The following is a 24,802-nucleotide window of genomic DNA, read 5'->3' as shown; positions in this document are numbered from 1 at the left end:
TAGACGGCGAAAACCCTGCGCCGATGAAAAGTGAAAAAAGTTCAAATTTGATTGTCGGACGGACGAATATCATCGCTGACGTCACGACACTTCACGTTCAACTCATCGGCCTCCTATGCGCGCGAATACGATCACCCGGCATGAACTCGGCATGTCCGTCATTCACGCGATCGGCGACGAAGGCTTCGTCGACCTGAGCGCGGCGCTCGAGCGTCTCGACCCCGATTTCAAGCGATTGCTCATCGAGGGCGCTTATGCCGACATCATCGCGCGCCCCAACCTCTCGCTGAAGCACCGGGAACTCGTCACGGTCGCGGTGCTCGCGACGATGGGCAATACGGATGGTGCTCTGAAATACCACGCGGGCGGCATGCTGAATACCGGCTGGGCGCCGCATGCGGTGCTCGACGCGGCGTTCGAGACGCTCCATTACGCAGGCGTGCCGGTGGCCATGGCCGCGATGCGCCACATCGTAGCGTTGTTGCGCGAGCGTGACATCGATATCGGCCTCGATGTCGATCTTTTCAAGGATTCCGAAGCGGCGATCGCCACGCTGTTGCAACGCCGGCCACGGCCATTCAATGCGCTGACGCCGAAGGAGCGCCGCCTCACCGCGCTCGCGATCGTCATCGCGTGCGAAAACCGGCACGACGCGGTTCGTGCACATGTGAACGCCTGTTTGCACGCTGGCTGGACGCGCAGCGAGCTGACGGAGGTATTGATTCAACTGACCGGCTATATCGGCTGGCCGCTCATCCTGCCCGTGTCCCGCATCGTGCTCGACGTGTTCGATGCGTTCGGTGCGCTCAACGGCGCGCAGGACGGCTCGGCGGAGATCCAGGCGAACGCGCCGACCGAGCAGCATGCGCTGCAACGCGACCTGTGTCCGCCGCCAGCGGTAGGCGGCTTCGCGGACATGTCGTCCGCCATCGCGCGTGGCGTCGACCGGCTGGCCAGTGCGGCATCGGGCGACGAGCCGGTCGAGCATGCGAAAGCGCGCCACCTCACGTCAATCGCGTGCCTGACCTGCCTCGCGCGCAATGCCGATGCCCACTCGCTTACCACGCACATCGGCGACGCACGCCGGTCGGGCGCATCGCGGCACGAGATCGTCGAGACCATCGTCGGCGCACTGCCGCATGCCGGCGTGCTGGCCGTGCAATGGGCGCTCGCCGTGGCGCACCAGTCGTTCGCCTCGGCGGATCGGCACGCGGCGCGCGAGCACGGCAACGTGCTGGCCTGAAGACGAAGGCGCTCCGCCTCCCCCATACCATTCGGCACGAACGACACAGGAAACGACGATGAACGATGAAGGCGGATACGATCTCGAGGATCTCATGCCCGGCATGAACGCGTGCTTTTCGAAGACCCTTTCCGAGCATGACGTGCAGCTGTTCGCGAACGCGACCGGCGACCGGAACCCCGTGCATCTCGACGAGGCCTATGCGCAGCGAACGTTTTTCGGCGGCCGCATCGCGCACGGCATGTTGTCCGCCTCCGTGATATCGGCGGCGATCGCGACGCATCTGCCGGGGCCCGGCTCGATCTACCTGTCGCAGGATCTGCAATTCCGCCGCCCGGTCAAGCTGGGCGAAACGGTTCTCGCGACGGTGACGGTCAAGGAGATTCTCGCGAGCCGGCGTCGGGTCGTGCTGGAAACCCGTTGCGAAGTCGACGGCCTCGTCGTCGTGGAAGGCACGGCGGTGGTAATGCCCACGAATGCGGCGGCGCGCAGGAAGGACGCGGCGAGCGTGCAGGATCAGGCGGTTTGACGTCCGATCGAAGCGGGACTGCCGGCGTCGTCGCGCGCTCGACCCGCGATCACGCGAGCCCGCTTCGTCGCCGATGATCGACGCCTGACGTGCGACATGGGTACGCGCTCGGCAGGCCGCAGCGATCGCATGGGCGACGCACCGGCGGGCCAGCACGTCGCTCGGTATCGTCGTCGACGAGACGATGTTCGCCGGCGCCCCCGTCGACCACGACGATTCAGCCGCACGGCCGCCACGCCGTCCCTGCCGCGCTACGCCTTTTTCGAATAGGCGCTGCACCAGCCTTTAGCATTGACCTGCTTGCCGCCGAAAATGGCGCACGGCCCCATCCCGGCGCCGGCCTTGCCCTGGAAGAACTGGCAGTTCGAGCAGGTCTCGCCCGCCTGGAGTTTCGGGAACTTCGCATGGTCGACCCGGCTGGCATCCGTCTTGTAGCCGAGCGTCTGGGCATTTGCATCGGACTCCTTCACGGCACCGGCACCGGCATCCGCCGCCGCGCGGCGTCCCAAGGCCAGTGCGGATGCCAGAACGGTGGTGGTTGCGATAAAACGTCGGCGTGAAAACTTCATGGCGTCCTCCTCCATGTTTGCGTGAACGGATGTCCGCGAATCGGCCGTCGAATGAATCAGTGGAAGAACAGCGCCCGCATCCCGAACGTGTGATGCGCTTCCGCCGCCATCAGCACCATGAGCACCAGCAGGCACAACGGCGGTATCAGGATCGCATACACGAGTGCCAGCCGCTCCCACATCATGTGCATGAAGATCGACACGATCAGCCCGGCCTTCGCGATCATCAGCACGACGATCAGCACCCAGCGCGGCAAGCCCTGCACGTTGAAGTAGTCGACCAGGTACGACAACGTGCTCAGCACGAACAGCAGGCCCCAGATCTTCAGGTAGAGGCCGATCGGATGCTGCTGGCCGTGTGCGGCGTCGGGTCGATCGGCGGGATCGGTATGCTCCATGGCCTGCCTCACCACAAATAGAACAGCGCGAAGATGAACACCCACACCAAGTCGACGAAGTGCCAGTACAGGCCGGCGATTTCGACGATCTGGAAGTTGCCGTGTTCGGCGAATCCGGGCTGCCGGATCTTGCGTGCGATCAGCAGCAGGTAGATCACGCCGCAGGTCACGTGAAAGCCGTGGAAGCCGGTGATCGTGAAGAAGCACGCGCCAAACTGCGCCGCGCCCAGCGGGTTGCCCCAGGGCCGGATACCTTCGTGGACGATCAGCTTGGTCCATTCGAGGGCCTGCATCGACACGAAGCTCGCGCCCAGCAGCGCGGTCGCGAGCAGCAGCGCGCCGGCGCGCCTGGCGTTGCGCCGGTAGCCGAAGTTGACCGCCATCGCCATGGTGCCGCTGCTGGTGATCAGGATGAACGTCATGATGGCAATCAGCAGCAACGGCACATCCAGGCCGCCCACCGTGAGCCCGAACACCTTGGACGTGTCGGGCCACGGCGCCGTGGTCGACATGCGCACCGACATGTAGCCGATCAGGAAGCTGCTGAAGACGAACGTGTCCGACAGCAGGAAGATCCACATCATCGCCTTGCCCCACGGCACCTTGAAGGCTTCGCGGTCGGCCGACCAGTCGGTGACGATGCCGCGCCAGCCGTCGGGCCGGGCGTCGGCGGGCCGGGCCGCCGGCGATTCGGCAGCGGATTCGGTGTGCACCGTGGGCGAGGTCATGGCGCGGCTCCATACAGCGGCCCGCAGATCGCGGCGACGATCCCGGGGGTAAGCCACCACATCGCCGCCAGCAGCACGAGCCAGACCGCAAGCAGGAAATGCCAGTAAAGCGCGCACAGCGCGATGGCGCGCCGGGCCCGGAATGGATCCGCGCGCCGGAGCTGCGCGATCGTCACGGCCCACGCCACGAGCCCGCCCAGCACATGCAACCCGTGCAGGCCCGTGAGCAGGTAAAGGAAGCTGTTGGACGGATTGACGGTGACGGTCTGCCCGGCCGCCGCCAGCATGTGCCAGGCGGTCAGTTGCCCGATCACGAACACGGCCGCCAGCACGCCGCCGCCCACCAGCCACGCCATGCGGTGCACGGCCGTTTGCCGGGCACGCTGCATCGCGACGCTTGCGAGCACCAACGCACCGGTGTTCCACCACAGCAGCGCCGGATGCGGGATCGGCTGCCAGTCGGGTTCGCGCATGCGCATCGCATAGGCGAGCAGCAGCAGCGAAAACAACGTCGTGGCGACCGCCATGAAGACGATCAGGCCGGTGCGGCCCGCATTCGGCAAGCCGGGCGGCGCGTCGGGAACGAAGGGGCGCGGCAGCGTGGTCATTCGCGTGCCTCGCCGGGGTGAAGCGTCGGATGGACCGGTTCAGGCACCTCCGCAGGCGGCTGGTTTTGCGGCACGAAGTCTTCCCCTTGTCCCGGCGGACTGTATTCGTATGCCCAGCGATAGACGACCGGCAGCGCCGCGCCCCAGTTGCCGTGCACGGGCGGCGTCTGCGGCGTCTGCCACTCCAGCGTGGTGGCGCGCCACGGATTGCCGTCGGCACGCCGGCCGTGCGCGAGGCTCCACGCGAGATTGAACAGGAACAGCAACTGCGCCGCCGCGACGATCAGCGCGACGACGGTGATGAACGTGTTGAGCGTCTGTGCCGAATGCGGAATGAAGCTGTAGCCCTGATAGGCGTAATACCGCCGCGGCATGCCAAGGATGCCGAGATAGTGCATCGGGAAGTAGATCGCATAGGTGCCGACGAAGGTGATCCAGAAATGCGCGCGCCCGAGCCTGTCGTCGAGCATGCGGCCCGTCACCTTCGGGTACCAGTGGTAAATGCCGCCGAACACCACCAGGATCGGCGACACGGCCATCACCATGTGGAAATGCGCGACCACGAAGTACGTGTTCGACAGCGGGATGTCGACGCTCACGTTGCCGAGGTAGAGCCCGGTCAGCCCGCCCAGCACGAAGGTGCTGACGAAGCCGATGGCGAACAGCATCGGCACGGTCAGGTGGATATCGCCGCGCCACAGCGTCAGCACCCAGTTGTAGACCTTGAGGGCGGTCGGGACGGCGATGACGAGCGTGGTCGTCGCGAAAAAGAAGCCGAAGTACGGATTCATGCCGGCGACGAACATGTGGTGCGCCCAGACCACGAAGCTCAGCGCGCCGATGACGACGATCGCCCACACCATCATCCGGTAGCCGAAGATGCTCTTGCGCGCGTGCGTGCTGATCAGGTCCGACGCGATGCCGAAGGCCGGCAGCGCGACGATGTAGACCTCCGGATGCCCGAAGAACCAGAACAGGTGCTGGAACAGCAGCGGGCTGCCGCCGGCATGCTTGAGCGTCTGCCCCATCGACACCACGGCCGGGATGAAGAAACTGGTGCCGAGCGTCCTGTCGAGCAGCATCATGACCGCCGACACGAACAGCGCCGGAAACGCCAGCAGCGCCATGACGGTCGCGATGAAGATGCCCCACACCGTGAGCGGCATGCGCATCAGCGTCATGCCGCGCGTGCGCGCCTGCAGCGTGGTGGTCACGTAGTTCAGGCCGCCCATCGTGGCCGCGACGATGAAGATCGCCAGCGACACGAGCATCAGCACGATGCCCCATTCGACGCCCGGCGTGCCCGGCAGGATGGCCTGCGGCGGATACAGCGTCCAGCCCGCGCCGGTCGGCCCGCCCGGCACGAAGAAGCTCGCCGCCAGCACCAGCACGGCCAGCAGGTAAACCCAGTAGCTCAGCATGTTGAGAAACGGGAACACCATGTCGCGCGCGCCCAGCATCAGCGGGATCAGATAGTTGCCGAAGCCGCCGAGAAACAATGCCGTCAGCAGGTAGATCACCATGATCATCCCGTGCATGGTGACGAACTGGTAGTAGTGGTTCGCGTCGATGAAAGCGAACTTGCCCGGAAAGCCGAGCTGCAGCCGCATCAGGTCCGACAGCACGAGGCCCACCAGGCCGATGGCGATGGCCGTCAGCGCGTACTGCACGGCGATGATCTTGTGGTCCTGGCTCCACACATAGCGGGTCCAGAAGCTGTGCGGGACATGGTCGAGGTGCGCGTGGGGCATGGCATCCGCTCCGTCAGGGTTGGGCTGCGCTGCTTGCGGGGGCCGGCCCGCCTTGCGCCTTGATATAGGCCACCAGCGCGGTCAGTTCCTGCTCGCTCAGGTCGAAGCGCGGCATGATCGGCGAGAAGCCCTTCACGACCCGGGCCGTCGGATCGCGGATGAACGCGCGCAGGTAGGCTTCGTCCACCTTCGCGGTGCTGCCGTCGGCCATCGTTTCGGTCTTGCCGTACAGGCCCTTCCACGTCGGGCCGACGCGCGGCGTGCCGTCCACGGTGTGACAGGCGACGCAGCCCTTGGCGGCCGCGAGCGTCTTGCCCAGGTCGGCAAGCGCCTGCGCGCTGCCGCCGGCCGCGGCGGGGGCGGCCTGCACGCGGGCCTGCTGCTGTTGCGCGAACGTGGTCTGCTGCGCCAGCCAGCGCGAGAACGCGGCTTCGTCTTCCACCACCACCACGCCGCGCATGGTCGAATGCCCGATCCCGCAGAGCTGCGCGCACAGGATGTCGTAACGCCCAGCCTTGGTCGGCGTGAACCAGAAGGTCGTCACCATGCCCGGCACCATGTTCATGCGCGCCCGGAACGGCGGGACGTAGAAGTCGTGCAGCACGTCGCGCGACCGTGTCAGGACCTGCACCGGCCGGTTGAGCGGCAGGTGCACCTCGGGTGTCTCGATCAGGTAGTTGTCGCGGCCGTTGGGGTCGGCGGGGTTCATGCCGAACGGGTTGTCGTTGCTGATGTAGCGCACGTCCGTCGTGCCCAGCTTGCCGCCGGGGCCGGCGAAGCGGAAGCGCCATTGCCATTGCTGGCCGAGCACTTCCATCTGCAGCACGTTGCGCGGCGGCCGGATGTAGTCGGCGTAGACGAACAGGCCCGGCGCCAGCAACGCCGCCACGCCGACGGCGGTCAGGCCGATCAGCCACCATTCCAGTGGCCGGTTGTGCGGCTCGTAGGTCGCGCGATGCCCGCTGCGGTGGCGATAGCGCACGAGCGCGACCACGATGAACAGGTTGATTGCGACGAAGAATGCGCCGGTGATGACGAGCGTGATCGTCAGCATGTCGTCCATGCGCACCCAGTTCGACGCGATGGGCGTGATCCACCACGGACTGGCAAAGTGAAACCCCACCGCCAGGATGACGATCAGGACCAGGGCAATCGCAAGGGTCATGGGCCACCTCGCTGCGTGTCGCTCTCCGGAGCCGCCGACACCGGGTTCCGCGTCTCCCGCGGGCGCCGCGTGTTCAAGGTCGGCGCGGCGGGAAACGCGATGCGTCAGTCGTCCACGTTCCGCTTGCGCAATCGTTCCAGCCTGCCGTAGGTGATGGCCGCAACCACGCCGAACAACAGGTTGGCCAGCAACGGCCCGGCCCCCCGCTCGGAGACGAACCACGGGAACACGGCCGTCATGACGTAGAAGTTCCACCCATACGCGACGATCCCGAACGCCAGCCCGATGGCGGCTTCCATGCCCACGCTCGAATCGAGGCGGAACGGCGCCATGACCGCGGCGAGCATCATCCCCATGATCGCGCCGAGCACGTAGTGCAGCAGCAGCGCCATCGCCACGATTTCAAGGTTGAATTGCGTCATCTGGCTGAGCGCGCTGCGGCCCATCACCATCGCCGCGATCTTGTGTGTCGGTTGCCAAGGGCTTGCGCCGAGCACGAGCGTCGACCAGACGAATTCCAGCGCGATCACCAGCGCACCGCCCGCGAGACCCGCCACGGCAGCGGCGACCCAGTCGGGCGTACGACGCGCCCAATGGTGCGATCGAATGTGCAGTTCCATACGACCTCCTTGTCGACGATTCGACGTCGACGCTTCGGTTCCGACGGCGTCACGCGCATCGGGCCGGCGCCCTGCGCGATTCCGAATGGCGGGCAGGGTTGCCGGCACGACGTGCGAACGGCCCGCTGCGCGCGCGGCCCGCGGTGGCGGCCGTGCGCTCGACGACACGCGTCGCTGAACGCGCGTATCGGGCAGGCCGGCTTGCTGTCGCGCGTCAGGGAAAGATCGGTGTCGTCGGCTCGGCGCCTTCCAGGTCCGCGTTCGGAAAATGCCGCGCGACCATCTCTTCGATTTCCTGCTCTCGCGATGCCGGCACGTCGGCCATGATCAGGATCTGGCCTTCCTGAATGGCGTCGCGAAATCGCTGGAGTCGCGCATTCGGCTCGGAGATGCCGATCATCGCGGCGGTCCACGCCCCGAAACCCGCTCCTGCCAACGTCAACCCGACGACGGCGCCGCCCGCGATCACGAGCTCCGCCGGGGGAAATACCAGCGCGACGAGGCCGATCAGCGCACCGGCCGCACCGCCGAGCGCGACGCCGCGCTCGAGCGCATGCACGACATCGCTGCTTTGCAGCAACGATGCTTCGGGCAACTGATCGAGTGTGACGCTGTGATTCGCGAGGACGTGGATGTGGCGCCAGATGATGCGCGCGCGCAGCAAGTCATCGACGATCGCCTTCGCCGTCAGCGTATCGGGTACGAGGAAATAAAGGCGTCTCATGTTGACACCCCTTTTTGCAATCAATCGCACTTTCCATTCTATGTCAGCATCGGCGGCGCGCCAGGTGCGCGCGGGCCATACGGCGGCGATGCATGCGCGATGCGCCCGCGTGACATGCCAGGGCATGCGCCGCTGATTGAGAGGGGTGCTATCCGTGTTTGCGCAACGGCTCCAACAGGTGCCGCAGGCCGTTGTGATCGATTTCGTGCATCAACGCAAGCTGCCGGCCGATTTCGCCGTGCGGGAACCCTTCGCGGGCCAGCCAATTCAGGTAAGGCCCGGGCAGGTCGGCAATCGGCCGTCCCTTGTATTTTCCAAAGGGCATGGTGACGGTGACGAGTTGTTCAAGGTCTGGGGTTTGCATGCGGGTATTGTGCACGGCTTTCCGCTCGCGTCGGGGGCCGAGCGATCGAAGGCCGGATTCGACCCTTCAAGGGAAGCCGAATCGTGACGCAGTTCCAGCGTGACGGCCATCGATCACCTCCGGCCGGCGGCGCCGGTTGCCCGTCGGATCAAGCCTCGGTGAATCCGGATGCGCCGGCCGGATTGACGCACGGACATTCGACGCGGCCGCCCTTTCGGCAACGACCTCACGGAAAGGCCGCTCCAAACCGCCCGCGCCCCGTTTCCGGCCTGCTAGACTGGAATTTCCCCCTGCAAACGATGGAGGGAATCATGTTGTCCGTCTACGTCGTGAAGACTGGCGAGCAATTCCTGTGTACCGCCGAGGATGGCGATATCGGCATGGCACCGGCGGTTGAAGATGCCACGTCGTTTCTTTCGTACGAAGAAGCGGAAAAGGCAGCGCACGCGCATGCCGATCCCGGATACGAAATCGTCGCCGTCTGCGTGCTCAGGCACTGACATGGCGCCCGCTTCCGGGCGCTCGGCGACGTGATGCGGCTGGCGGCTCCGCTGGCGCCATGTGACATCGGTGGCGCGATCGGCTGCGTACGAAATTCCCTGCGAACGGACGAATTGCGTGTCGTGATTCTCGCGATGGGGTCGCCCTGCGCATCAACAGTCCCACCGTGTACGGCGCACGCGCCTTTCCTGAAACGCCCGGCATCCGGCGCGCACGCCTCGTATGCGGCGCTGCCGGGAACCGGAGCGTCGTTGCTCCGATTTATCTATCGTCTGGGGCCTTTCATGCCCTCCGACTCCATGGCCGCATTCCACTCCTCATTCGCCTCGATCGGGTCCATCGCTTCGTCAACCGACGCCGTTGCGCGCTCGGCCGCCGCGATGGTTTCGCCTGCGTCGGAGGCGACATCGCTGTCGCCGTCGCCTGGGGGATGCAGCATGTCCTCGAGCATCGCGCTCAACTCCGACGTGTCCCATGGCAGCCCACGCCGGGTCCGATCCTTGATGTAGTGCCTCACTTCCGCGTCTTGCTCCACGGTCAGCGGCAGCCCTCGGAAGGTGCTTTGGGGGCCAGCGTCGATCATCGCATTCTCCTGTTTCTACGGCATCCTCAGTTTACTCGTCCATTGCGAACATGCGAGCCGCGATGGGTGCGCGCTTGCGGCGGATCAAACGTATGGGCTCGACAGGCGAACAGCGGCCTGGGCCGGTCATTCAGCGGCTCGGCCAGTTTGTCGGGGAGCCGCGAGCTGTTCATACCACTCATTTCCCTTGGGGAAAACACGTGTCGCTGAACTGGAGAGCGTCGGGACTCACCCGCCTGCGTCTCCGGACGGCGCCTGCCGCAAGCGAGCCGTCCGGTTTCGACGGCCACGCCCGCAGCCATTCGCTGACGACCTCTCACTTCCGCAGCGAAATTTCCACGCGACGATTGCGCGCGCGCCCCTCCGCGGTATCGTTCGACGCCGCCGGATTGGCTTCGCCGTGACCGGTTGCGGCGAACGCATCCGCTTTCAGCCCGTGCTCGCGCAGATACCCCGCGACCGCATCCGCCCGGCGCTTCGACAGCGCCTGGTTGTGCGCATCCGAACCGGTCGCGTCGGTATAGCCGTCCACTTCCACGCGCGAGAAATGCCGGTCGCCCTGCCGGTTCAGCAGCGTGTCGAGCGCGGCGGTGGCCGCGGGCGTCAGCACGGCCGAGTCGGTCGCGAAATACGCATCGCCGGTCAGGCTCACCTTCTCGGCCGACACGGGCGCCGGCGCAACGACCGCGGCGGCCGGCGCGAGCGCCGCACCGCACTGGAACACGATCGAATGCGGATCGGCGCCGTCGCGGTACGGCGTGGTGGTGTCGACCAGGCGCACGGGCTCGTTGCCGCACATGCGCGTCGCGACCTTCATGCAGGTCTTCGCGGTCGACAGGATGCCGTGACAGTCGACCTGGAACGTCCGGATGCCGTTTCGCGACTGCAGTTCGTACGCGTTGTACGTCGGCCCCGACGCACTCGAACAACCCGCGAGGGCAACGACGGACGTCAGCAGGGCAAGATGGATGTTTTTCACTTGATTACTCCGAGAATGCGATGGGCGCAGCGTGCGCGGCGCGATGACGCGACCGCACGCGCATGCATTTGCGTTTGCGTTCGGCGCGGCCCGATCCGGCAACGCGTGCCGGAACGAACCGCTGCGCGCGATCACTTCCACTGATACAGCACGCCCGCGCCGACCACGCGCTGGCTGCCGGCGAAACCGCCGTTCAGCGTCGCCTTCAGGTTCTCCGTGACGCGCGCCTGCACGCCGACCGCCATCGCCTTCTGGCCCTGGAACGTCGCCGTGCCGACCCCCATCGCGAAGTTCGAATCGCGGTCCATGTGCGGGATCGACGCCATCGCGGCGGTCGCGGCAATCCCCTCGCGGGCCATCGAGTCGGTCTGCTGGATCTGCTGCTGCATCTGCGTGAGCTGGTTGTTCACCGTGTTCAGCGACTGCGTGAACTGGTTCGATACCGCATTCAGCTGGTTCACGTTCACCGCGTCGGTGCCCTGCGTACCGGCCGCGACGTTCACGACTTGGCGCGCCGAATCCGCCGAGCCGACCGCGACCACGTTCGAGCGCCCGCCGTCGTTGCTGCCAGCGCCGAGCGCCGTCGAGTTGTTGCCCGATGCGGTCGACCCCACGCCGATCGCAGTCGAGCCGTTGCCGGACGCCGTCGAGCTGTTGCCGACCGCCGTGCTGTTCGAGCCCGACGCGACCGCCCCCGATCCGCCCGCCGACGAATTCGAACCGCTCGCCCCCGGCGGCACGTTGCCGCCGGGCGGGTTCGTCGTGTACTGCCCGCCGAGGTTGGTCGTGCGCTGGTCGATCAACGTCGTCAGCTGGTTCGCGACCGAATCGAGCTGCGACACGTTCACCGCGTCCGTGCCGTTCTTGCCGGCGGCCAGCCCGGTGATCTGCCGGTTGCCGACGTTCACTTCGCCGGCCGACGACTGCGGGCTGCTCAGCCCGTACGCGACGTAGTTCGTCAGCGCGCCGACGGTGGTCAGCGAACCGGCGCCGAGCGCGACGCTGTTCGCGAACGTCGCCGAGGCCCCTGCGCCGAGCGCAAGCGCATCGGTCGCGCTGCCGCGCGCCCCCGAGCCGAGCGCGACGCTGCCCACGCTGACCGCCACCGCGTTGGCGCCTTGTGCGACCGACTGCGCGCCGGTCGCCGTCGCGCCGCTGCCCAGCGCGATCGCATCGGCCTGCGCGGCACTCGCCGCCTGCCCGATCGCGATGCCGCCCGGCGCGGTCTGGTCGACGATCGCGCCGTTGCCGATGCCCACGCCGTTGTCGCCGTTGACGACCGTCGTCGGCCCGACCGCGACCGATTCCGCGCCGACCGCGAGCGAATCGCCGGCCGTCGAATTCGCGTGGAAATACTTCTGGCCCGTGACCGCGAACGACTGCAGCGCACCGGTCAGCTGGCGCACCGTCACCGCATCCTGCTGGCCGGTGCCGTCGGCGACGTTGGTGATCTGGCGGTACGTCCGGTTCGTCGCATCGCCGACCGATACCGCGCCGAGCAGCGTCTGGTCGGTCGTGTCGAACGGGATCGACGCACTGCCGTTGCGGATGATGCCGGAGGCGGGCGCCGTCGCGCGGTCGGCCACCGAACCTGAGCCGAGCGCGATGCTGCCGTCCACGCGCGAGATCGCGCTCGGGCCGATCGCGACGCTGTCCAGGCCGCGCGCCTGGCTGTCCGGCGCGGTGGAGTTCGCGTGGAAGTACTTGATGCCGTTCGCGTTGATGTTGTCGATCGCCGAGCCGACGTTGTTGTTGATCGTGGTGGAGCCGTCGCTGTTGTACGTCACGTACGACGGCGCGGAGATGGTGCCGGTGGCCGGATCGTAGGTGGCGCCGCCGCCGATCGCGCCGGCCGTGCTGTTGCCGAGGTTCGTGTTGTTGTTCGTGATCGAGCTCAGGCTGGTCGACAGCGAACCGATGCCGGTCGACGTGGCGGTGGACAGCGAAGTCAGGTTGCTGTTGGTCGAACTCAAGCCGGTGGACAGCGAGCCGACGACAGTCGAGGTCGACGTGGACAGCGACGTGATCGTGCTGTTGGTCGAGCTCAAGCCGGTGGACAGCGAGCCGACGACGGTCGACGTCGACGTCGACAGCGACGTGATCGTGCTATTGGTCGAACTCAGGCCGGTCGACAGCGAGCCGACGACGGTCGACGTCGACGTGGACAACGACGTCAGGTTGCTGTTGGTCGAGCTCAGGCCGGTGGACAGCGAACTGATGCCCGTGGACGTCGACGTGGACAGCGATGTTACCGTGCTATTGGTCGAGCTCAGGCCGGTCGACAACGACGACACGCCGGTGGACAGCGACGTGATGCTCGATGCAGTCGACGTCGACAGCGAATCGAGCGCCGTGTTCGTCGCGGCGAGCTGCGACCCGTTGATCGCGTCCGTGCTCGACGCATCGACACGCCCGGCCGCGACGTTGGTGATCTGACGTTCGGCGTTCGGCGCGCCGACGCTGACGACGCTGGTCGGATTCGTGCCCTTGTAGTTGTAGATGACGCCGCCGAGCGTTCCGGTCGCAGTCGGATTCGGCGCGGCCGTCACCGACCCGGAGCCGAGCGCGACGTCGCCGGCACGGGTCGCCGCCGTCGCGCCGTCACCCAACGCGATATTGCCGGCCATCCCCGCCGCGCCCGCCGTCGAACCGTTGCCCAACGCGATGCTGCCCTGACCGATCGCCTTGTTGTTGTTGCCGATCGCCACCGCGCCATTGGCTTGATTGGTGACCGTCGCAGATGCGGTGCCGTCGCTATTGGCAATGTTGTTCGCACCACCCGTGAAAGCACCGGTGCCGCTGGCGTAGCTCGGATCGCCGATCGCTACCGCACCGTTGCCGACGGCAGTGTTGCCCGCGCCGATGGAAACCGCCGTGCCGCCCGTCGCGGTGGCGCCTGTGCCGATCGCGACGGCGTTGCCGGAATCAGCGGTGGCGCTGCTTCCCATGGCAATCGCGTTGGCGGCCGACGCACTGGCGGCATCGCCGATCGCCACGGCGGCAGTACCTGTCGCGACCGCGGTCGCGCCGAATGCGGACGAGAACTGACCTGTCGCCTGGCTGCCGGTACCGACTGCCGTAGCACGATAGGTTGGCGTGCCGGTGTTGTTGCCGGCGATCGACGAAGCGCCGATGGCAACACTGCCGTCGTCGATCGCGGAAGACGCAGCCCCCAAGGCGACCGTGTTCGTGGCGGCGGACGTGGCCTGCGTGCCCAAGGCGATCGCATTGGTGCCGGTCGCCGTGCTGGAGGTGCCGGCCGCGAACGCGTTGGTCTGCGATGCCGTCGCGCTGGAGCCCAGGGCGGTGCTCCCTACGCCGGTGGCGAGCGCGAGATTGCCCAACGCCAGGCCGAACTGCTGCGTCGCGCTCGATTGAATGCCCATCGCGATCGAACTGACGCCCGATCCAACAGTGTTCACACCGAACGCAAGCGCATTGTTGGCGCTGGCCGTCGTATTCGAGCCCATCGCGATCGAATTGGTGCCGAGCGACTGCGTGCCCGAACCGGGCACGCCCGCCGTGCCGCCCCAGCCGATCGCGATCGACGCGGTACCCTTCGCGCCACTGTTGACGCCCATCGCCACACCCGAATTTCCGGCAGCCAGCGAGCCGCTGCCCACCGCGACGCCGGCCGCTCCCGAACTCGTCGACTGATTGCCGAGCGCAACCGAGCCCGTATTGATTGCATTCGACGCATAGCCGAGCGAGACGCTTTGTGCGCCTACCGCGCTCGCGCCGAGACCGAGCGCCGCGGCATACTGACCGGACGCCAGCGCATTGTTGCCGAGGCCGATGGCCGACACACCCGTCGCGACCGCACCGCTACCCATCGCCACCGATCCGCTTTGCGTCGCACTCGACAGGTTGCCGACGGCAACCGAAAAGGCGCCGCTGCCAATCGACTGCACGCCCATCGCCACACCGTTGAAGCCGGTGGCCTGCGAATTGATGCCGATGGCCGTCGCGCCGTCGGCCATCGCATGCGCGCCCGGGCCGATCGCCGTGGACGACTGACCAGCCGCCGTCGACAGATTGCCGTAAGAGGTAGCGTTCACCTGCGACGCTACGGAACCGTTGCCGATCGCCGTCGAACTGGCGCCACCGGTCGCGGAGCCGCCACCTGCCGAATATTGCGCATGCGCACTGGCCTGGAACAGCCCGAGATACGCGGCCGCCATCATCACGACGAGCCGTCTGGGCGAAAGCGTCGGGTTCGTCCCGATGCCCGCGTCTGCCGCATGCGCGGATGCTCTTCTCGACGACGCAACCCGCTTTCCGCGCGCACGATCGAGCTCCGACGCCGCAACCCAGGCGCCCAGTGCTTCGTTCCAGATCGACTTGAACGACTTGTTCATCTTGTTTTCCCTCGGTTCACATGTGCTGGATGACGCAGCAGCGGGCGCGGTGCCAGGCGAAGTGCTGACCGCTTTGCTTTCGCCTGTATCGCGACGTCCCGCCACTTACTTTGCATGACTAATCAAAACAACGTACGGCGGTGCCCGACACGCGCGACCCACGTCGCGATTGCACGATCGACCGTCGCGCATGCCCGTTCGGCGCGCTGCGCGATCACGATCGTCAGTTATCGATTGATGGACATCGACATCGCCGGCCCGACGGCGACATGACGCACGACGCAGCGCGCATCCGCACGTGCGTACACCGTCGCGCCAAACGGAAGGCGACTTCGACTCTCACTGGAAATGCGTCGCTCGGACGCTGGACGAACGGATACCGACCCGCGCCGCGGGTGGCCCGTCGTGTTTCATTCAGGTGGCGTAAGGCGCCGTGCCGTCCCCGGATCTGAAGCATGCGCCGCCGGATCGCTGACGCTGACAGCCGGCACCGGATCGATCGACCCGGTGCGCTGACCTGCCATGCTTGTCGTATTCATATTGTTCGTATCCGCCTGATTCGAAGAGCGCCGCGCGTGGCCGCCGGCTCGGTCGAACCGCCCGGCCGCCGACGCGAAGTCGCCCACCCCTTTTTCGTCCGACCGGCGACGGCCGTTCCGGATTTCCCCGAACAACCGGCCACGCGCCGAACGACCCCGGCATCGAATTAATCGATCGAATTTGTTTGACGATTTCTTGTTGCCCGATGCCTCAAACACCCGGAAAACCCCACCGCTTCGCGACTCGCCTTTCACATCGAGCGATGGCGCGAATGATGACGTCTTCATTACCTCGTGCCCATTATTTTCGTTGCCTCGTCCCATCATGCGGGAATGCCATTCTTCAATGAAACGTTGAATACTGGATGCCCGGACGGCGATGACAACCGCAATCTTTACAGCAGCCGACGTCCGTGAAAGAACCGACTCCAGCCGCGTCAGGGCTAGTTTGCCGACATTCCCTCAAAAAAACCTTTTCTGCGGCGGACAAACCCTTTTCCAGAGCGGACTGCATTTACATTCATACATATTGGAAGGCAACCCGATTTTCACGACAACGCAATATCGATCCCGAATCGGCCGGAAATTAATCGAACGATTCATGATTTAGCGAACGTCATTACACATCGCCATCGAATTTTCGATAATGCGAGTGCGAATTCATGATTCGGGCCATTTCAACTTCGACAATCATATAATCGGAAATAAAGACCGAAATCAACGAAGTCGACTCGGCATATTTTCCCTGCCCTTTTCCCGGAAAACGGACGACACCGCCGCATACTCGCGACGCCGTGCGACAAGCCCACACGCGCCGCACGGAATCCCGCCACCGGCGCTATTGTCGGCATATAATTTTTTGCAACAATCGTCCAGATAACGATGTTGACGATCTGATCGGCCCCCCTCCCTTCCAACGCGTTCGCAACCATGCCATCCCGCTTGCCCAGTCCGGCGCCGCCTCGCACCACGCCGGATCTCGCTGGCGCACATATTCTGATCGTCGACGATCGCCCGAACGACCTGCGGCTGTTGACGGAAATCCTGCGCGCCGCGCAATGCCGGATCAGCGTCGCGTTCGACGGGTTGCAGGCCTACCATCGCGCACAGGCCATCGCGCCCGACCTGATCCTGATGGACGTGCGCATGCCGCGCATGGACGGTTTCGCCGCGAGCCGGCTGCTGGCGTCGACGCCGTCGACGCAGTCCATTCCGGTGATCATCCTGACGGCCGCGGGCGATCTCGACGATCGCATCGCGGGGCTCGAAACGGGGGCGCTCGACTACATCGTCAAACCGTTCGAACCCGCGGAAGTCATCGCGCGCATCCGCAATCACCTGAAGCGCGTGCGGCGCAGCCAGCCGTTCGCGCACCTGCCCGAACTGCCCGACAGTCCCGACGCGGCCCTCGTGCGCGCGGCGAGCGACGTGCTGCTGCGCGACCTGCGCCATCCGCCGGCGCTGGAGGATCTCGCCAAACAGGTCGGCACGCACGAAAAGCGGCTGTCGCGCGTGTTCCGCGATCATCTCGGCCAGACCGTGTTCGAGTATCTGCGGGACACGCGGCTGCGCGCCGCGATGCACTTCCTGTCGGAAACGTCGATGGGGATCGGCGACATCGCGGAGGAAATCGGCTTCTCCACGCCCGGCAATTTCGCGACGGCGTTTCGCGAGCGCTTCGGCATCACGCCGTCCGACTGGCGACGCCAGCGCCACGCGCTCGACGCGCCGGCCGCACCGGGCGGGCGCCACGGCGATGCGTAGGCGCGGCGCGGCATGGGCGGCGGGTTGTCGCGCGGCGCTCCTGCTTCTGGCGGCGCTGGCCGCCACGTGCGTCACGTACGCCACGGCCCGTGCCGCAACGGCGCCGAATCCCGCGCAACTCGAAGCCGTATCGGTGTTCGAAGACGCCGGCGCGACGATGTCCGCCGCCGAGGTAGCCGCGCAGCTCGCCGAGCCGTCGCGACGCGCGGCCCCGACAACCGCGACCGCGTTCAACGTGTCGTTTTCGCGCTCGGCGTGGTGGGTTCGCGCGACGCTGGTCAACCGCGACAGCGAGACGCGCCCGCTGGTGCTCGCGATTCGCGACGCGCGCGTCGATCGCGCCGACTTCTATGTCGACCGGCACGGCCAATGGATGCTCGAGCGCAGCTTCCCGACCGACCGCGGCGACGCGAGCGGTGCGCCGGCGCGCTACCCGACCCTCGACGTCACGCTGCGCGCGGGCGAACGACTCCCCGTGCTGATCCGCATCACGTCGCGCAAGGAAATGCGGCTTGCGCCGGTCGCGTTCACCCGCGACGCGTGGATCGCGCAGGAATTGCACGCGTCGATGTGGAACTTCGGATTCTTCGGCGGGCTGCTCGCTCTCGTCTGGTGTGCGCTGCTGATCGGCTTCTTCTCGCGCAGCGGCGTGTTTCACGTGCTGGCCGCGCTCACCCTGAACACCGCGCTGTTCGAAGCGGCGTACCGCGGCTATCTCGCGATGCTCCTGTTGCCCGGCGCGCGCGAGTGGTCGACGCGCGGCGAAACGATCTTCGTGTACCTGTCCGTTGCGTGCTTCATCGCCTTCATCCTGATGGTCTCGCATCGCGAGAAGGCGAACATCCCGATGCGCGCGGTGTACATGGTGTTTCTCGCGCTCGAATGCGCGGGGATAATCGGTGCGGCGTTCGGCGATCTGGCGACCTTCGCCCGGTTCTGCCTGTGGCTGAACACCGTGCTCGCGCTCGTCAACATCAGTCTCGCACTGATGCTCGTGATCCGGCGCACCCCGACGGCCCGCGTGATGCTGATCGCGGTCGGGTTCGCGACCTTCAACATGCTGATCCGCATACTCGACGGCCGGGATGCGTTGCCGTCCGTGCTGTCATGGATCCACTCCGACGTCTTTCCGAACCCCGTCATCGCGATCATCGGGCTGGCGACGCACCTGCTGGTGCTGGCCGCGTGGATCCACCACGTGGGCCGGCAGCGCACCGAGGCACGCAAGCGGCTCGAACACTGGCAGCTCACCGAGCAGGACCGGCTGCGCGACGAGGTCGCGCGGCGCACGGTGGCGCTCAACGAAGCGTTGCAGCAATCGAAGACGCACATGCAGCAGAAGATCGAGACGCTCGGCTATGTCAGCCACGACCTGCGCGCGCCGCTGTCGACGATCAACGGTTACGCGAAGCTGCTGCTGCAAGGCGCGACGCGCGGGCAGGAGCGGCTGATCCGGTCGATCGACCGCAGCATCCGCTATCAGCTCGCGTTGATCGACGAATTGCTCGCGTTCACGAAGGCCGAACTCCAGCCGCTCGGCGTCGCGCCCGATCGCACCGACCTGCCCGGGCTGCTGGACGACATCGGCCACTACGCGGCCGCGCTGTGCGAGCAGCAGCACAACCGGTTCGTCTATCGGCCGGTCACGGCGCTGCCGCGCACGGTGCGGATCGACGGCATTCGCCTGCAACAGGTATTGCTGAACCTGCTGTCGAACGCATCGAAATTCACGCGCGACGGCACGGTCGCGCTGTCGGTTCACGCGTCGCGCGAAGGCGATGCATGGCGCCTGCTGTTCGAGGTCGCCGATACGGGCATCGGCATCGACATCGGCGCGACCGATGACATCTTCCGCGCGTACCAGCAGGTGCAGGCGGTGAACGGCGGCACCGGGCTCGGCCTGTTCATCGCGCAGCGCATCGTCGCCGCGATGGGCGGCGAGCTGGCCGTCGCGAGCCAGCCGGGCGTCGGCACGACGTTCTCGTTCGCGGTCGTCGCGCCGGCCCTCGGCCATGCGCTCGCGCCGGCGTCGGGGCTCGTCAGGCGGTTCGATCCCGCCGTCGAAGCGGAACCGGCCAGCGCCGCGCCCGCGATGCGCTGCCCGCCCGCCGACGCGCTCGCCGAGCTGATCGCGCTCGCCGGCGAGGGCCGGCTGACCGATATCGAGGAATGGCTCGGCCAGTATGCGGACGAGCCGGACCATGCGCCGTTCGCGCAGGAAGTGCGCGCGCACCTCGATGCGCTGGACTTGCCGGCGATCGAAAGACTGGCCGGCTCGCTGAAACGCACGCGCGTCGCGGATACGTCGTTCGACACCGAGGCGGACACGACCGGGCCGGCGTGACGGCGCGGACGCAAGCGGCATGCGGCCGCGCGCGTCACTCCACCGCGATTCCCGCGCGCCGCCGATCGGCCCGCTCGACCACGCGGGCCAGCCGAATGATGTCGGTCAAGCCGAATTCGCCGGCATCCGGGCGCGGCCGGCCATGCTCGTCGGCCACGCGCATCGCGAACGCCAGCGCTTCCGAGCGCTCGCGCAGCAGCACCCGCAGCGCGTCGGCCACGATCCGGCAGTCGCGCGCGTCGCCCAGGTCGAGCAGCGGCCGACGGCCATGCTCGACGGCCAGCGCATCGGCCATGCCCGTCGTCAGATCATCGCGCTTCATCGTGTTCTCCTCGCGCAAGGGTAGTCGGTCGCACTACGATCGCCGCATCGTCGATACCAGCCCGATGTCCTCCTTGGGCGGCGCCGGCCGCGCGGGCGCGGCAGCCTGCGTCGGCCGCCGCGCGCCGAGCCCCGTGCCGCCGGTGCGGCGCCGCGTCGCGTGCCGCTCGATGACCCGCTGCAGCACGCAGAACACGCACAGCAGCGCGCCGATCACGATCCGCGTCCACCACGAACTCAGCGTGCCGTCGAACGTGATCAGCACCTGGATCGTGCCGAGGATGCCGACGCCGAACACCGAGCCGATCACGTAACCCACGCCGCCCGTCAGCAGCGTGCCGCCGATCACGGTCGCGGCGATCGCGTCAAGCTCCATCCCCTGCGCCTGCAGCCCGTAGCCCGACAGCACGTAGAGCGTGAACACCACGCCGCCGAGCGCCGAACAGAAGCCGCTCAGCGCATAGACGCCGACCTTCGTGCGCGCGACCGGCAAGCCCATCAGCAGCGCCGAGCGTTCGTTGCCGCCGACCGCATACACGTTGCGGCCGAAGCGCGTGAAATGCGCGACGTAGATCGCGACGGCGAGCGTCGCGAGCGCGATCAGCGCACCGGCGCTCAGCATGCCGCTGCCGAGCGGCACGCTGATGCCCGCGATCGCATGGAACGCCGGCGCATTGATCGTGATCGACTGCGTCGTAATCAGGAAGCACGCGCCGCGCGCGAGAAACATCCCGGCGAGCGTGACGATGAACGGCTGCAGCTTGAAGTAGTGGATCAGCGCGCCCATCGCCGCGCCGTACAGCGCGCCGAACGCGAGCACCAGCGGCACGATCACCCACACGGGCCAGTGCAGCCGTTCGGCGCCGACCGCGCAGAAGATCGTTGTCAGCGCAACGACCGAGCCGACCGACAGGTCGATGCCGCCCGACACGATCACGAACGTCATCCCGATCGCGACGATCAGCAGGAACGCATTGTCGACGAGCAGGCCGGTCAATACCTGCATCGAGAAAAAGCCCGTGTACATCACGGACCCGAAGCCGAACAGCGCGGCGAACAGCACGATCGTCACGACGATCGGCAGCGTGCGCGGATCGGCGAGGCGGCCAAGGAAACGGGTCATCGCGGCGTCGCTCCGGTGGTGGTGGCGCGCGATCGCGCGGAAGGCAGCAGCCGCGACGCATGCCGCACGAGCAGCGCGCGCGCCGCGTCCGACTGGATCAGCGTCACGACGATCACGACGACCGCCTTGACGACGAGCGTCGCCTCCGGCGGCACGCCGATCGAATAGGTCGTGTAGGTGAGCGTCTGGATGATCAGCGCGCCGAGCACCGAGCCCGCGAGGCTGAAGCGGCCGCCGAGCAGCGACGTGCCACCGAGCGTGACCGCGAGGATCGCGTCGAGTTCGAGCAGCAGCCCCGCGTTGTTGCCGTCGGCGCTGCGCACGTTCGAGCTCGCGAGGATGCCCGCGAGCGCCGACATCACGCCCGAGCACAGATACACGCCGAACACGATCGCACCCGAGCGCAGCCCGACGAGCCGCGTCGCGACCGGATTCACGCCGATCGCGCGAATGAACAGCCCGAGCGCCGTGCGGTTCACCAGCAGCGCGATCGCGCCGATCGTCGCCAGCGCGATCCACACCGCGCACGGCACGGTCGCGAGATAGCCGCCGCCGAGTGCGAGGTAGCCGGGCGCGCCGATCGGGATGATCTGGCCGCCCGTCAGCAGTTGCGCGATGCCGCGCCCGGCCACCATCAGGATCAGCGTCGCGATGATCGGCTGCATCCCGACGAAGGCGACGAGCAGCCCGTTCCACGCGCCGGCCAGCAGCCCGACGCCGAGCGCGGCGACCAGCGCCGTGCCGACTTGCGACGGGTCCGCCTCCAGCACGGTCGCGGCCGCCGCGCCGGCGATCGCGACGATCGCGCCGACCGAGATGTCGATCCCGCGCGTCGCGATCACGAGCGTCATGCCGAGCGACACGATCACGAGCGGCGCCGCGCGATTCAGGATGTCGATCGGCGCGCCGAACAGATGGCCGTCGAGCAGCGCGATCGACAGGAAACCGGGACGATGCGCGACGTCCAGCGCGAACAGCAGCACGAGCGTCAGCACCGGCCACGCGAGCGAATGACGAAACAGCGTGCGTAGCCACGTCATGACTGGCCTCCTGCGATCAACCGGTAAACCTGTTCCTCGGACGCATCGGCGCCGCTCAGCTCCGCGACCTTGCGCCGGTCGCGCAGCACCGCGATCCGGTGGCTCACGCGCACGACCTCGCCGATCTCCGACGAGATGAACAGGATCGCAAGCCCCTGCGCGCACAGCGCGAGCACGCGCTCCATGATGTCGAACTTCGCGGCGACGTCGATGCCGCGCGTCGGCTCGTCGAGAATCAGCAGCTTCGGGTCCGTCGCGAGCCAGCGCGCGAGCAGCACCTTCTGCTGGTTGCCGCCCGACAGCAGTCCGATCGGCTGTTCCGCGTCGCGCGCCTTGATGCCGAGCCGCGCGATATACGTGTCCGCGATCTCGCGCTGGCGCGCCCGACCGATCAGCCGCCACCAGCCGCGCCGCGCCTGCAGCGCGAGCACGATGTTCTCGCGGATCGACAGTGCGGCGACGATACCCTCCTTCTTGCGATCCTCCGGGCAGTACGCGATCCCGTTGCGCACCGCGTCGTGCGGCGACGCGAGCCGCTTGCGCGCGCCGTCGATCTCGATCGCGCCGGTATCGGGGCGCGCGGCGGCGAACGCCAGTTGCGCGGTTTCGGTGCGGCCCGAGCCGAGCAGTCCGGCCAGCCCGACGATCTCGCCGGGGCGCACGTCGAGATCGAGCGCGCTCATCATCCCGCGACGGCCGACCTGCTGCATCGACAGGAACGGCGCATCGGCCGCGGCGGTACGCTCGACCGCGGCGGCGCCGGCCTGCAACGTGTCGGACATGCGCTCGCGGCCGGTCATCTTCGCGACCAGCACGTCGACCGGCAGGTCGCGCGCGAGGTACTCGCCTTCGCGCTCGCCGTTGCGCATTACGGTGATCCGGTCGGACACCGCATAGGTCTGCTCGAGAAAATGCGTGACGAACAGGATCGCGATACCCGACGCCTTCAGCCGGCGCAGCACGTCGAACAGCCGCGCGACCTCGCCGTCGTCGAGGCTCGACGTCGGTTCGTCGAGAATCAGCACGCGCGCGTCGACCGACACCGCCCGCGCGATCGCGACCATCTGCTGCACCGCGATCGGATACGAATCGAGCGAACGCGTGACGTCGAGCGCGAGATCGAGTTCGGCGAGCGCGTCGCGCGCCCGTGCGTGGATCGTCTTCCAGTCGATCGCGCCGCGCCGCATCGGCTGCCGGCCCGCGAAGATGTTCTCCGCGACCGACAGGTTCGCGCAGAGGTTCACTTCCTGATACAGCGTCTGGATCCCGGCCGCCTCGGCCTCGCGCGGCGCGGCGAAATTCACCGGCGCGCCGCCGACGCGAATCTCGCCCGCATCGTGCGCATGCACGCCGGTGAGCACGTTGATCAGCGTCGACTTGCCCGCGCCGTTCTGGCCCATCAGCGCGTGGATCTCGCCCGGAAACAACCGGAAGTCCACGCGCTGCAGCGCGCTGACGCCCGGAAACGACTTGTCGATGCCGATCATCTCGACCACCGGCGGACTCTGCATGCATCCTCCCTCGAAGCGTCGCCGGACGGCGGCCGCGACGCCGCCGTCCGAGCGGACAGGTCAGTACTTGCGGGTCGGCAGCACCTGCGCCGCGACGTTCATCGGGAACACCGTCTCGTTGGTCACGATGCGCTTGGGCAACTGCTTGCCGGCGACCACGTCCTTCACCGCGGTCATCAGTTGCGGGCCGAGCAGCGGGCTGCATTCGACGTCGACGTTGATCTTGCCCGCGACCATCGCCTGAAAGCCGCCCTTGGTCGCGTCGAACGACACGACGCTGACGTCCTTGCCGGGCTTGATGCCGGCCTCTTCCATCGCCTGGATCGCGCCGAGCGCCATGTCGTCGTTGTGCGCGTAGACGACGTTGATCTGCTTGCCGTAGGTCTTCGCGAACGCTTCCATCACCTGCTTGCCGCCGGCGAGCGTGAAGTCGCCGCTCTGCGATGCGATGACCTTGAATTTCGGATTGTTCTTGATCACTTCGAGCAGGCCCGCGCGGCGGTCGTTGGCCGGCGCGGAGCCGACCGTGCCCTGCAGCTCGACGATATTGATCGGGCCCGCATCGTTCTTGTAGCGCTCTTCGAGCCAGTGGCCGGCGCGCCGCCCTTCCTCGAGGAAGTCGGAGCCGATCATCGTCACGTACAGCGACGGGTCCTTCACGTCGACGCCGCGGTCGGTCAGGATCACCGGGATATGCGCGGCCTTCGCTTCGGTCAGCACCGGCTCCCAGCCCGATTCGACGACCGGCGAGAACGCGATCACGTCGACCTTCTGCGCGATGAACGAGCGGATCGCGCGAATCTGGTTCTCCTGTTTCTGCTGTGCGTCGGAAAACTTCAGGTTGATGCCGGCGTCCTTCGCCGCGCCCTTCACCGATACGGTGTTCGCGGTGCGCCACGCGCTTTCCGCGCCGACCTGCGAGAACCCGAGCGTGATCGGCTTTTGCTGCGCGTGCGCGCCGCCTGCCAGCACCGTCGCCGCGGCGACGATCGCGCCGGCCGCGAGCTTCCTGATGAATGTCATGGTCCGTCTCCGATGAT

At 67.0% G+C, this 24,802-nt stretch carries 23 protein-coding genes; 5 read left to right on the top strand and 18 right to left on the bottom strand.

Features of this window, described 5'->3' with window-relative positions:
- The first annotated feature begins 151 nt into the window (after window positions 1–151).
- Both GJG85_RS31660 and GJG85_RS31655 read left to right on the top strand, forming a co-directional pair.
- Window positions 152–1,243 (top strand): carboxymuconolactone decarboxylase family protein, encoded by a 1,092-nt coding sequence (locus GJG85_RS31660; protein ID WP_204384763.1) that lies wholly within the window; start codon window positions 152–154, stop codon window positions 1,241–1,243.
- Between the two features lie 58 nt (window positions 1,244–1,301).
- Window positions 1,302–1,772 (top strand): MaoC family dehydratase, encoded by a 471-nt coding sequence (locus GJG85_RS31655; protein WP_124555073.1) that lies wholly within the window; start codon window positions 1,302–1,304, stop codon window positions 1,770–1,772.
- Between the two features lie 251 nt (window positions 1,773–2,023).
- Here GJG85_RS31655 and GJG85_RS31650 read toward each other — a convergent pair whose 3' ends face one another.
- From GJG85_RS31650 to GJG85_RS31610, 9 genes are all read right to left on the bottom strand, one after another.
- A complete protein-coding gene (locus tag GJG85_RS31650; protein ID WP_124637480.1) occupies window positions 2,024–2,341 on the bottom strand; it encodes a high-potential iron-sulfur protein in 318 nt (105 codons plus the stop codon).
- A 56-nt stretch (window positions 2,342–2,397) separates the two neighbouring features.
- Complete coding sequence (locus GJG85_RS31645) at window positions 2,398–2,739, bottom strand: cytochrome C oxidase subunit IV family protein (protein ID WP_050013531.1); 342 nt, start codon at window positions 2,737–2,739, stop codon at window positions 2,398–2,400.
- An 8-nt stretch (window positions 2,740–2,747) separates the two neighbouring features.
- Complete coding sequence (locus GJG85_RS31640) at window positions 2,748–3,467, bottom strand: heme-copper oxidase subunit III family protein (protein ID WP_050013532.1); 720 nt, start codon at window positions 3,465–3,467, stop codon at window positions 2,748–2,750.
- Window positions 3,464–4,075 (bottom strand): cytochrome c oxidase subunit 3, encoded by a 612-nt coding sequence (locus tag GJG85_RS31635; protein WP_124637479.1) that lies wholly within the window; start codon window positions 4,073–4,075, stop codon window positions 3,464–3,466. Before GJG85_RS31635 ends, GJG85_RS31640 begins: the two co-directional genes overlap by 4 nt.
- The gene (gene ctaD, locus GJG85_RS31630) at window positions 4,072–5,826 is read right to left on the bottom strand and encodes a cytochrome c oxidase subunit I (protein ID WP_089490081.1); all 1,755 of its coding nucleotides are present in this window, start codon (window positions 5,824–5,826) and stop codon (window positions 4,072–4,074) included. The genes GJG85_RS31635 and ctaD overlap by 4 nt, the downstream gene beginning before the upstream one ends.
- A gap of 13 nt (window positions 5,827–5,839) precedes the next feature.
- On the bottom strand, window positions 5,840–6,991 hold the full coding sequence (locus tag GJG85_RS31625) for a c-type cytochrome (protein WP_050013535.1): 1,152 nt from the start codon (window positions 6,989–6,991) through the stop codon (window positions 5,840–5,842).
- A gap of 104 nt (window positions 6,992–7,095) precedes the next feature.
- Window positions 7,096–7,611 carry a hypothetical protein gene (locus GJG85_RS31620; RefSeq protein ID WP_089490082.1) on the bottom strand — a complete coding sequence of 172 codons (516 nt, stop codon included), beginning with the start codon at window positions 7,609–7,611 and terminating at the stop codon, window positions 7,096–7,098.
- 214 nt (window positions 7,612–7,825) lie between these two features.
- Entirely contained in the window at window positions 7,826–8,335 is a 510-nt protein-coding gene (locus GJG85_RS31615; RefSeq protein WP_050013537.1) for a hypothetical protein, read from the bottom strand.
- Between the two features lie 148 nt (window positions 8,336–8,483).
- Complete coding sequence (locus tag GJG85_RS31610; protein WP_204384761.1) at window positions 8,484–8,699, bottom strand: DUF3820 family protein; 216 nt, start codon at window positions 8,697–8,699, stop codon at window positions 8,484–8,486.
- A 311-nt stretch (window positions 8,700–9,010) separates the two neighbouring features.
- Here GJG85_RS31610 and GJG85_RS31605 point away from each other — a divergent pair, with 311 nt between their 5' ends.
- Complete coding sequence (locus GJG85_RS31605; RefSeq protein ID WP_050013539.1) at window positions 9,011–9,199, top strand: hypothetical protein; 189 nt, start codon at window positions 9,011–9,013, stop codon at window positions 9,197–9,199.
- Window positions 9,200–9,465: 266 nt separating this feature from the next.
- Here the strand turns inward: GJG85_RS31605 and GJG85_RS31600 are convergent, their stop codons facing one another.
- The 4 genes from GJG85_RS31600 to GJG85_RS31585 form a co-directional block, all read right to left on the bottom strand.
- Entirely contained in the window at window positions 9,466–9,783 is a 318-nt protein-coding gene (locus tag GJG85_RS31600; RefSeq protein ID WP_204384759.1) for a hypothetical protein, read from the bottom strand.
- A gap of 316 nt (window positions 9,784–10,099) precedes the next feature.
- Window positions 10,100–10,762 carry an OmpA family protein gene (locus GJG85_RS31595; protein ID WP_050013647.1) on the bottom strand — a complete coding sequence of 221 codons (663 nt, stop codon included), beginning with the start codon at window positions 10,760–10,762 and terminating at the stop codon, window positions 10,100–10,102.
- 131 nt (window positions 10,763–10,893) lie between these two features.
- Window positions 10,894–15,120, bottom strand: a complete 4,227-nt coding sequence (locus GJG85_RS31590; protein WP_204384757.1) for a YadA-like family protein — start codon at window positions 15,118–15,120, stop codon at window positions 10,894–10,896.
- Window positions 15,121–15,530: 410 nt separating this feature from the next.
- Window positions 15,531–15,947, bottom strand: coding sequence for a hypothetical protein (locus tag GJG85_RS31585; protein ID WP_179233194.1), 417 nt, complete (start codon window positions 15,945–15,947; stop codon window positions 15,531–15,533).
- Window positions 15,948–16,589: 642 nt separating this feature from the next.
- Here GJG85_RS31585 and GJG85_RS31580 point away from each other — a divergent pair.
- The gene (locus tag GJG85_RS31580) at window positions 16,590–17,423 is read left to right on the top strand and encodes a response regulator (protein ID WP_050013542.1); all 834 of its coding nucleotides are present in this window, start codon (window positions 16,590–16,592) and stop codon (window positions 17,421–17,423) included.
- Window positions 17,416–19,767: a sensor histidine kinase gene (locus GJG85_RS31575; protein ID WP_204384755.1), complete on the top strand. Its 2,352-nt coding sequence runs from the start codon at window positions 17,416–17,418 to the stop codon at window positions 19,765–19,767. Before GJG85_RS31580 ends, GJG85_RS31575 begins: the two co-directional genes overlap by 8 nt.
- Before the next feature lie 34 nt (window positions 19,768–19,801).
- Here GJG85_RS31575 and GJG85_RS31570 read toward each other — a convergent pair whose 3' ends face one another.
- From GJG85_RS31570 to GJG85_RS31550, 5 genes are read right to left on the bottom strand one after another with little or no spacing between them, the layout of a single operon-like run.
- Window positions 19,802–20,107 carry a hypothetical protein gene (locus GJG85_RS31570; RefSeq protein WP_235356196.1) on the bottom strand — a complete coding sequence of 102 codons (306 nt, stop codon included), beginning with the start codon at window positions 20,105–20,107 and terminating at the stop codon, window positions 19,802–19,804.
- Between the two features lie 15 nt (window positions 20,108–20,122).
- A complete protein-coding gene (gene yjfF / locus GJG85_RS31565; RefSeq protein WP_050013544.1) occupies window positions 20,123–21,211 on the bottom strand; it encodes a galactofuranose ABC transporter, permease protein YjfF in 1,089 nt (362 codons plus the stop codon).
- The gene (locus GJG85_RS31560; protein ID WP_050013545.1) at window positions 21,208–22,251 is read right to left on the bottom strand and encodes an ABC transporter permease; all 1,044 of its coding nucleotides are present in this window, start codon (window positions 22,249–22,251) and stop codon (window positions 21,208–21,210) included. The genes yjfF and GJG85_RS31560 overlap by 4 nt, the downstream gene beginning before the upstream one ends.
- Entirely contained in the window at window positions 22,248–23,762 is a 1,515-nt protein-coding gene (locus GJG85_RS31555; protein WP_069619852.1) for a sugar ABC transporter ATP-binding protein, read from the bottom strand. Before GJG85_RS31555 ends, GJG85_RS31560 begins: the two co-directional genes overlap by 4 nt.
- A gap of 60 nt (window positions 23,763–23,822) precedes the next feature.
- Window positions 23,823–24,785 (bottom strand): ABC transporter substrate-binding protein, encoded by a 963-nt coding sequence (locus GJG85_RS31550; protein WP_006481192.1) that lies wholly within the window; start codon window positions 24,783–24,785, stop codon window positions 23,823–23,825.
- Window positions 24,786–24,802 lie beyond the last annotated feature (17 nt).

Origin of the sequence: Burkholderia sp. MS389, assembly GCF_016899425.1 — a bacterium.
In the GTDB taxonomy this organism is placed as follows: domain Bacteria; phylum Pseudomonadota; class Gammaproteobacteria; order Burkholderiales; family Burkholderiaceae; genus Burkholderia; species Burkholderia sola.
This window is presented reverse-complemented; position numbering and strand designations above follow the sequence as displayed.